Annotated in this window: 6 protein-coding genes; 3 read left to right on the top strand and 3 right to left on the bottom strand. The window is 61.0% G+C overall.

The window, feature by feature from the left end:
- Window positions 1-683 precede the first annotated feature (683 nt).
- The 3 genes from ltrA (at window position 684) to istB (ending at window position 4,680) form a co-directional block, all read left to right on the top strand.
- Window positions 684-2,159, top strand: coding sequence for a group II intron reverse transcriptase/maturase (ltrA, locus tag QZY01_RS02610; RefSeq protein WP_294532961.1), 1,476 nt, complete (start codon window positions 684-686; stop codon window positions 2,157-2,159).
- Window positions 2,160-2,368: 209 nt separating this feature from the next.
- The gene (gene istA, locus QZY01_RS02605) at window positions 2,369-3,853 is read left to right on the top strand and encodes an IS21 family transposase (RefSeq protein WP_294532970.1); all 1,485 of its coding nucleotides are present in this window, start codon (window positions 2,369-2,371) and stop codon (window positions 3,851-3,853) included.
- Entirely contained in the window at window positions 3,850-4,680 is an 831-nt protein-coding gene (gene istB, locus QZY01_RS02600; RefSeq protein ID WP_294532959.1) for an IS21-like element helper ATPase IstB, read from the top strand. The genes istA and istB overlap by 4 nt, the downstream gene beginning before the upstream one ends.
- A gap of 123 nt (window positions 4,681-4,803) precedes the next feature.
- Here the strand turns inward: istB and QZY01_RS02595 are convergent, their stop codons facing one another.
- The 3 genes from QZY01_RS02595 to QZY01_RS02585 all read right to left on the bottom strand — a co-directional run bounded on the left by QZY01_RS02595 (window position 4,804) and on the right by QZY01_RS02585 (window position 9,127).
- Window positions 4,804-6,639, bottom strand: coding sequence for a DUF927 domain-containing protein (locus QZY01_RS02595; RefSeq protein ID WP_294532956.1), 1,836 nt, complete (start codon window positions 6,637-6,639; stop codon window positions 4,804-4,806).
- Between the two features lie 623 nt (window positions 6,640-7,262).
- Window positions 7,263-7,928, bottom strand: a complete 666-nt coding sequence (locus QZY01_RS02590; RefSeq protein ID WP_294532954.1) for a hypothetical protein — start codon at window positions 7,926-7,928, stop codon at window positions 7,263-7,265.
- Between the two features lie 2 nt (window positions 7,929-7,930).
- Window positions 7,931-9,127, bottom strand: a complete 1,197-nt coding sequence (locus QZY01_RS02585; RefSeq protein ID WP_294532951.1) for a site-specific integrase — start codon at window positions 9,125-9,127, stop codon at window positions 7,931-7,933.
- Window positions 9,128-9,260 lie beyond the last annotated feature (133 nt).

The raw sequence follows: 9,260 nt of genomic DNA, 5'->3' as shown, positions 1-9,260 counted from the left end.
GATGGCGCTTCGCGGCGAAGCCGGCGGTCTGGCCGGACGCGTCGCCTATGGCGCGCTGTTCTGCATTGCGCTGCCGGCGGCGATGGCAGCGTGGCTGCACAGGCTTGACGCTTTTGTGCCGGCCTTGCCGATGCCGTCAGCTCGATGGGGCGCTGCTGCCGCGCGACAAACAGGATAAGAATCTCCGACAATCAGGATAAGAAAGTTTTCTGAGGCTGCTGTCTCCGGGAGGGCGAAGCCCGAGCGGGTGTGCCTGGCATGGGCACTGGATTGGAGGTGGAAGTCCTTTGCGGGGCGAGTTGGTAGCAACCGCGAGCCGGAGGCAACTGCACGCAGGGTTTGCCGTCGAGAGACGCCTATGACCTTGGCGCCGTGAGGCCGTGTGGGGAAGAAGCCCGAGGCGAACCGCAGCACCGAACGAAAGTAAACCCCCATGCAAGCCGAACCGGCCGGGTTAGCGTGTCTTCGAACGCGACGCCCGAAATCCAACCGAGGCCGAGGCGGTAATAGGGGCGGGAGCGGCGGGACATCCAGTGTTCTTACCCAGGGAGGTCTGCGTGGGTCCGCGCGAGCGGTAGACCCGAAGGAGGCAACGACGACGGGACGATGCCCACGCAGAAGTCGGATCTCTTCATATTAGCCGGGAAGCCGGTGAAAGCCGGTGGAGCAAAGGGGGAGATGGATTGAAAAAGACGGAACCACGGCAATTGAGCCTCGTGTTCGCCGACAGCCCCTCGGGGGGCGGGTCGCCCGAGCCCTCGGACGCATCCGAGCGGCGGAGCTTCCTGCTGCATAAAGCGAGGAGCAAGAAGACGACAGGTGCTGTCGCCAACGTGGCCGACGTCAGTCGGCTGCTCGAAGAAGTGGCGTCGGAAGCCAATCTGGCCAAGGCGCTGCTGAATGCAGTGCGCAATAAGGGAGCGCCGGGATTGGACGGCCAGACGGTCGAGGCGGCGGAGGCGAAAGCGCCGTCGATCATCGCTCGTTTGCGCCGCGACTTGCTGACGGAACGCTACCGGCCCGGCGATGTCCGCCGGGTCTGGCTGCCGAAGCCCGGGGGCGGGCATCGGGGGCTTGGCATTCCGAATATTGTGGACCGAACGGTTCAGCAGGCGGTTCTTCAAATATTGGAGCCGATCTTTGAGCCGACCTTCCATCCCAGCAGTCACGGTTTCCGGCCAAAGCGCGGGGCTCATACCGCCATCGCCGAAGCAACAGGATATCTGAAAGAGGGATATCAAACGGTGGTTGATCTGGATTTGGCCAAGTTTTTTGACCGAGTTCCGCATCAGCGCCTGTTGGCCCGGATCGCCGAGCGCGTGAAGGACCAACGCATACTCACTTTGGTGCGCCTGATGCTGACGGCGTCGGTGGTGATGCCGGACGGGACGAGGGTCGCCGTCAAGGAAGGAACTCCCCAAGGGGGGCCGCTTTCGCCAATGCTTTCCAATGTTGTCCTCAACGAATTGGATGGCGAACTGGCAAGGCGGGGCCTCCGGTTCGTTCGATACGCCGACGACTGTAATATCTTCGTGCGAAGCGAACGCGCCGGGCAGCGCGTCATGACATCAATCCGGAGATTCCTGGAAAACCGCATGCGGCTTCAGGTCAACGAGGAGAAGAGTGACGTTCGCAAACCGGAGGATGTCCACTTTCTTGGCTTTCGTTTCCGCTGTGCGAAGGAGGGTGAGGGCGACAAAGTCTCTGTCCTGCTCTCGCACAAGACGGAACGGCGACTGATGACGACGGTACGGGAAATGACGCCGCCAAATTGGGGGCGCTCCATCTCCTCATGCATGGAAAACATCAGCCGCTACCTGACAGGCTGGATATCGTACTTTCGGCTTTGCACGCCGGAAGCCGTAAAAGGATTGGGTGTCGTTGACGCTCACGTCCGCCGCCGGGTCAGGGCGATCATCGTCCGGCAGAAGAAGCGGCCACGCTTTCTCTATCGGCTCCTGAAAGCCAAAGGCATGAGCCCCAAGGCTGCCTATGGGTGTGCGTACTGCGGCAAAGGAGCATGGGTGAAATCGAACCGCCCGGCGATGACGAAGGCCTATTCACCGTCATGGTTTGACGGGCGCATGGCCTCGCTCAAAGCCCTGTGGAACGATCTCAACCTACCGCGGGTATCGGCCCAGCTATCGCTGGAGTTCTGACATATCGATCCAAAGAGCCGGATGCGGGCCCGCATGTCCGGTTCTGGGAGAGGCGTGGTGGAGCAATCCCCACGCCTACTCGACGCACAGCCCCGCGGCGAGGCGTTTTTTCTGAAGCCTTCTGGTGATCGCGGCGGGTCGGGTATTCGGGGATTTTTCCGCATTGGAGGAATCGCCTTGTGCCCGGCCGCCACGTAACCGACCACCAGATGAGGCTTTTCATGAAGTTCCGTCAGACCAAGCCAGTCGCCGTCGCGGCGGCCAAGGCGTCGTTCAGCGCCGCCACGGCCTATCGCATCGAACAAGACCCCCGCCTGCCATCAGCAAAGAAAGAGCCGCGCGAACGGCGGCGCCCTGATCCGCTCAGCGCCATTTTCGAGCAAGAAGTCGTGCCTATATTGGCGGAGGCGCCGGGCCTGCGGCCGATTGCGATCTTTGAGGAGATGATCCGTCGCCATCCCGAACTCGGGCATGGAATCCGCCGCACGCTGGAGCGGCGCGTTCGCGCGTGGCGCGCGCTGCATGGCGCCGAACGCGAGGTGATCTTCCGCCAGACGCATGAACCCGGGCGCATGGGCCTATCCGACTTTACCGATATGGGCGACCTCGCCGTCACCATCGGCGGCGTGGCTCTTGATCACCGGCTCTATCACTTCCGCCTCGTCTATTCCGGCTTTGAACACGCCCATGTCGTGCTCGGTGGCGAAAGCTTCGTCGCTTTGGCGGAAGGACTGCAAAACGCCCTTTGGGCGCTCGGCGGGGCGCCGTTCGAACACCGCAGCGACAGCCTCTCCGCCGCGTTCCGCAATCTCGACAAGGACGCGCGTGAGGATCTGACCCGGCGCTACGACGATCTATGCGCCCATTACGGCATGACGCCGACCCGCAACAACAAGGGCGTCGCCCACGAGAACGGCTCCGTCGAAAGCTCGCACGGCCATATCAAGGCGATCATCAAGGACGCGCTGCTGATGCGCATAAGCGCCGACTTCGAGGATCTGCCCGCCTACCGCCGGTTCGTCGACGAGATCGTCAGCCGCCGCAACGCCCGCCATCGTCCGCGCATCGAAGTCGAGCGCGCCCAGTTGAAGACCCTGCCAGAGCGGCGCACCAGCGATTACGAGGAGGTCGGCGTCCACGTCACTTCTTCGGGCGGCTTCACCTTGCGCAAGGTGTTCTACTCAGTCCCCTCGCGCCTGATCGGGCATCGGCTGCGGGTGCGGCTTCATGACGACCGCCTCGACGTGTTCATCGGCGGCACGCCGCTCATGACCCTGTCGCGCGGGCGCGCCCATCCTTCCGGCAGGCACGCCCATGTCGTCAATTACCGCCATGTCATCCATGCCTTGCGCAAGAAGCCGATGGCGCTGCTGAACCTGGTCTATCGCGACCAACTATTTCCGCGCGAGGCGTTCCGGCGCACGTTCGACGCCTTGCTGGAGCGCCTGCCAGACCGGCAGGCCTGCCGCATCATGGTCGATCTTCTCGCCCTTGCCCATGATCGCGGTTGCGAAGCCGAACTGGCCGATGCGCTCGCCGCGGGGTTGAACGCCAACGACTTGCCCGACATGGAGGCGCTGCGCGCCAGGTTCACGCCCGATCCCGCAAGAGTTCCGACGGTGGTCGTCACCTTGGCGCCGCTTCAGTCCTACGAGGCCCTCCTCGACGACAGCCAGATGGGAGACGCCGCATGAGCGCGCCACAGACCCCCATCGACGCCGCAAGGCTGAGCCTGCTCCTCAACGAACTGCGCCTGCCAGCGATCAAGGTGCTATGGCCGCAGTTTGCCGAGACCGCTGACAAAGAAGGCTGGCCCGCCGCCCGCTTCCTCTCCGCCATCGCTGAGCATGAACTCGCCGAACGCGACCGCCGCCGGATCGAAAGGCATCTTGCCGAGGGCAAGCTTTTGCCAGGAAAGACGCTGGAGACCTTTGCGTTCGAAGCTGTGCCGATGATCTCCAAAGCCCAGGTCATGGCGATTGTCGCTGGCGACGCCTGGCTCGGCAAGGGCGCCAACATTTTGTTGTTCGGGCCGCCCGGCGGAGGCAAGAGTCATCTTGCATCCGCCATCGGTCTCGCCTTGATCGAAAACGGCTATCGGGTTCTGTTCACCCGAACCACTGATCTGGTGCAGAAGCTGCAAATCGCCCGGCGTGACCTCGGCCTCGAAGCCGCGATCGACCGCCTCGACCGTTTCGACCTGCTCATCCTCGATGATCTGGCCTACGTCACCAAGGACCAGGCCGAAACCAGCGTGCTGTTCGAACTGATCAGCGCCCGCTACGAACGGCGATCCATGCTGATCACCGCCAACCAGCCCTTCGGCGAATGGAACAAGGTCTTTCCAGATCCCGCCATGACGCTCGCCGCCGTCGACCGTCTCGTCCACCACGCCACGATCTTCGAGCTGAATGTCGAAAGCTATCGCCGCCGCCAGGCCATCGAACGAAAACGGGGCCCGGGACGGCCGACAAACCAGGCGACGCCAGCCAATCTCGCCGAGGCCGATCTCGCTGATTGACGCGCCGCGACAATCAACATCGAAAAGCGCTTGCGCGCGTCAATCAACACAGCGAATATCGGCGTCGCCGCGACACCGGATTCTCATCCTGATTGTCGCGCGCCCCTCACCCAGATTGTCGCGCTACACCTCGCCGACGCCCAGCTCGTCCAGAACCAAAACACAATCCGTCGCCGACGCCGCCAAGCCCTCAAGGCCGTTGGCTGTTGAGCGCCACGACCGGATGAAGCCTCCGCGCGCCTCACCACGACCCCAGACTGATGCGCCCGCCGCGAGGATCGTGGACTTGCCGCACGACGACGACCCGACCAGATGGACGCCACCTCCCTCTGCCTCTACAAGCTGCATCAACGGGCCGGCGAGCGCCGCGCTGACGCCAACCACTGGCAGGACGTGACCGGAAGTCAGATTGCCAACACCGCGTTTCCAGTCGTCCAGCGAGCCCGCCGAAGAGTATGGCCCATGCGCCGCGGCGTCGAGAGCAACGGCTTCGCCGGCTCCCCCGCCTATGGTTTCTTCTGGCAAGACAAAAACCATGCGTCCGCCGATCTCGTGCCAGCCCGTGCGGCCGACGACGGTGACGCGTGCGCCGACGCTGACGCTGACAAGATAATCTGCGAACTCCCGATGCCGCTCCCGATTGATCTTGAGGCCATTACCAGCAAGATCGGCGCAAAGCGCGGTCGGCTCGCCGTGCAAATCCGCATCCGCCGCGTGACGCATATGAACGCGGCCGTCGCTATCTTTGAAGCGCAATTGCTTACCCCACCCCCTGCCGTGCGGGTCGCGACAGTGGCCCAGCACTTCAAAGGGCGCGCTGATCCAATGCGTTTCGATATTGACGTTTTTGCCCCGCGTGATCGTGACCTCTTTGGTGAGGCCATCGCCCGCATCCATCGTGAAGGGACCGAAGGACATGTATCCGCCTGTCGTCGAATTGGCGCCTGCCGAGCGAAGCGGATCGCGTCCGAGGTTAATGGGCGATTTGCACGTCTGGACGCAGCCGGCGCATTTCATCTCGGGAAATTCTCGAAACGTCGCGCAGAGCGCGGGGCCGGTCGTCCAACGGTCAATCTTGTCTTGCGTTTCTTCCTGATTATAGCGCGGATCGCGGCAGCTAATCTCATGGCAGAGCGCTTCCCCCTCGACCGTGTATTTCAGGACACCCATCGCATCGCGCCACGCGGGCTCGCCGACACCCTTGCCGGCCGCGATATGAGCCAGGGTTGCGCAGCGCTCGAAAATCTTCATCGCCGACGACGGAGGAAAATAATCCTTGCTGGCAACGTTCGCCGCCAGTCCTTCAACGGGCTTAGTTGCCGTGCGCGCAACAGCGTCGAGCGTCAGCCCCAACCTCTCGACGAGGTCCGCAACTGAGTAAAGCGCTTGGCTCGGGTCCATATGTTTGGGAGCGAACGTGACCATAAACGTGTCATGCTTGTTGTGACAGAAACCGGGTAGGCGCATCACACGCCCGACATCGTTCACAGCCAAATCAGTTCCGAATTTCGACGCTATGGCCCTTTGAATCGGCGCGAATTGCTCCAGCGAGCAGTCTTTCACAAGCCAGTAAACATGATAATTGCCGGGCGACGATTCGATGCAGATATGCGGCTTTAACGCCAGCAGCGGCTCCAGAGGCGCGCCGTCCGTGTCTGCAAAGACGGCGACGATCTCCGTGATGTTTTCCTTGCCGATTCCCTTGCCGTCGGTTCGGTTGATGGTTACGAAAACGCCAGCCCCTTCGGCGTTTAGACGTTGGAGGACGTAGGCGTGCTCAACCAGCGACCCCTTGAACGTGCGAGTAAGACGCTTTTCCCCGCGTTTCTGCCCCTCTCCAAAGGTCCGGAAATCCCCTTTGGCGCGGTCGGGATCGAGCATTTTGAAGAACGCGAGGCCCATTTTCAGGGCCAGCGCGACTTTAGAGTCGACGATTGTTAGCGGATCGTGCGCGTTCATCACACGATCTCCGGGCTGAGGAGACGCGCCAACCGGGCGATATGCGGTTGGAAGCCGGGCACAGACCAAGCCCTCAAGAGGCATAAAACGTCTTTGGGGGTCCCTGCATCTAAGTGCGCCTTATCCGCCTCCTCTATAAGGCGAATGAAAGCATTAATCGGAGAAGTTAAGAGAGCCGCGCGGCGTTCGATTTCCGCATCCAAAGCCTTAGCTCGGCTTGCCGCTTGCGAACTTTTGCAAGGCAAAGTAAGTTCGTTATTCATCTTGGTATTCCTTAAATTTCTCCAGCCGCTGGCGTTTGATCCGCTCGGCGGGCCGTTCCATTAGGCGGCGCGGTGGGCCTTCAAGTCAGCGACGCGCGCACCAACGCGGCGCTCGGAAAGCTGAATTGTCGGAAGCTTTTCAGAGGCGTGCAGTCGGCGCACAGTCGAAAGCGAAACGCCGAGAAAGGCCGCAGCTTGCTTAAGGTTCAAGATTTGATCGTCGTGCAGCCTCGCCGGCAGCGCAGCCGGGAGCGATGACTTTTTGCCGGTAATATCTGGGCGGGTCATTTGTCTCCTCCAACTTTGTGGAGGCATCCTCGGTCAGGAGCGGCCTTAAGTCCCTTGCCGCAATTCGCGGAGTTACGGAAAGATTGGTGATCTTAAAATATGTCTTCTAATACGGTCTCTTATCGCCTTTTCAGCCGTAGCATCCTGAGTCAGCTCATGCTCGACTTGTCCCGCGAGCGCGGGAAGACGCTTTAGTGCGCGGCGAAGCAATCTTTCCGTCGCTGTAACGGCGTTCGTGTTATCATCGGAGCGTTCGATCCAGCGACCCAAGTCTGCCTTTGTCGGACGCGAATTTTGACCCCGCCATGCAAGTAACTCGCAGTACTCGACAATCTTCAAATCTTTATAGCTATTAAAATCTCCAGAATTAAATTCACCATTCAATGCCGGAGTTCCCCGCTTGCGGACGAGCGAGGCGACCTCTTTGCGAACCACCCTCAACCATCGATCAAAATCCGCAATGATGCAATCGTTGGGCGCGTTCAGGTTGACGGTAAAGGACGCGTAGGGGCCGCCGATTTGAACGAGTTCTCCATTTTTGACGACTATTCTTTGGTCGTCGCTGTGTAACCTGAGGTCATGCTGCACGGATAGGCAATGCAGGTGCGAAATTTCCTCAAGCCATTGCGCTGCGGTGCTTATCCGCCTGACGCGCGCAGTAGTCGCCTTCAGCATTTCCGCCACCTGCGGCGGTGGTTCGGTTCTCACCCCGCGCATGCGCGGCTGGCGCTTCGCCATCGTCAGACCCCCTCAACCATCGCGGCGACATGATCGCCCCAAAGGATCAGCGCCGCTTTTTTCTCAGCCGTATAGGACGATCGGTTGTAGACGCCAGCGACGCCTGCCCGTGAGCCTGAAATATGGTTCAGCACGGCTTCAATGACATGTGGCAAAACGCCAAGGTCAGCCATCCGCGTTGCGCAGGTCCGGCGCAGGTCATGCAACCGCCACGGCGTCAGCTTCGCCCCCTCGCCAGTCTGCCCTGGCGCGTTGGTTATGCGCCCGTCGAGCGCGCTCTTGCCCTTAGACCAGCCCGAAAACGACCCATCGCCAGCACCGAAAACAAGATCACGCCCCTCGCGCCGGATCAGCCCTTTAAGGATCGACACAGCCGCCACCGCCAGCGGCACGTCATGCGGTCTGGCGTTTTTGGTCCGCGCCGCGCCGATGCGCCATATGCCGACATCAAGGTCCAGTTCTGACCACAACATACCGCCCACTTCCTCGCGCCGCTGGCCGGTCAGGATAAGAACCCGGACAATCGCGCCGTAGTCGCCGCCGCCCGCATGTCGCCATATCAGACCAATCTCCCCGTCGGTAAGCACTCGGTCACGCGCAACCTCATTCGCCGCTTTGTTCGTGCCTATGACCGGATTGGCGTCGGCTAGCCCTTCGCCCATAGCCCACGAAAAGAATGCCGACAGCGCGGCGCGCGAACGGTTAGCGCCTATAGGACCGGAATTTGTCGCGATCTTACCGAGTTCGGTGGCGACGTGCTGCCGCGCGACCCCACGAAGCTCGCGTATGTGCAGCGCCTTCCAGTGCTTCCGTAAATGCAGGTCCACGCCGTAGTATGTTGAGGGTTTGAGCCGTTGCTCGGCAAACTGCAAATACGTCTCTACGGCGTCGCCAACGGTGAGTTCTTTGGGCTTAGGCTTGCGGGCCTCTATTTTATCGGCTTGTGGGTCATGGCCAAGATGGACCTTGGCGAGCACCTCTTTCGCCGCCTTGCGCGCCGCGTCCGCGTCGAGCGTTTCGACCGTTCCGAGCGTAACCCGCCGCTGTGCAGCGCCGACGCGGTATTGCGCGATCCATGTCCTCTTGCCCCCTTCTCTGATCCGCAGACCGAACCCCGCGAGGGCGTCATCAAAAAATATTTTGTCGGCCACGCCGTCAGGGAGGGTTATGAACCGAAAAGTCTTCTGAATCAGTTTCATAGCGCGCTTTCATGGGAAACATATGGGAAGCAAAGAGTCGAGCTATCGTGACACCTTGCGATGCCGCGTGCTTCCCAAGATCTAAGGGTATTATAAATTTGTCAATGACTTATTGGCATCCTGACCGCTCTTG

Source organism: uncultured Rhodoblastus sp., assembly GCF_903903185.1.
In the GTDB taxonomy this organism is placed as follows: Bacteria; Pseudomonadota; Alphaproteobacteria; order Rhizobiales; family Beijerinckiaceae; genus Rhodoblastus.
The sequence above is the reverse complement of the archived record's forward strand: the minus strand, read 5'-3'. Positions and strand labels throughout refer to the sequence as shown.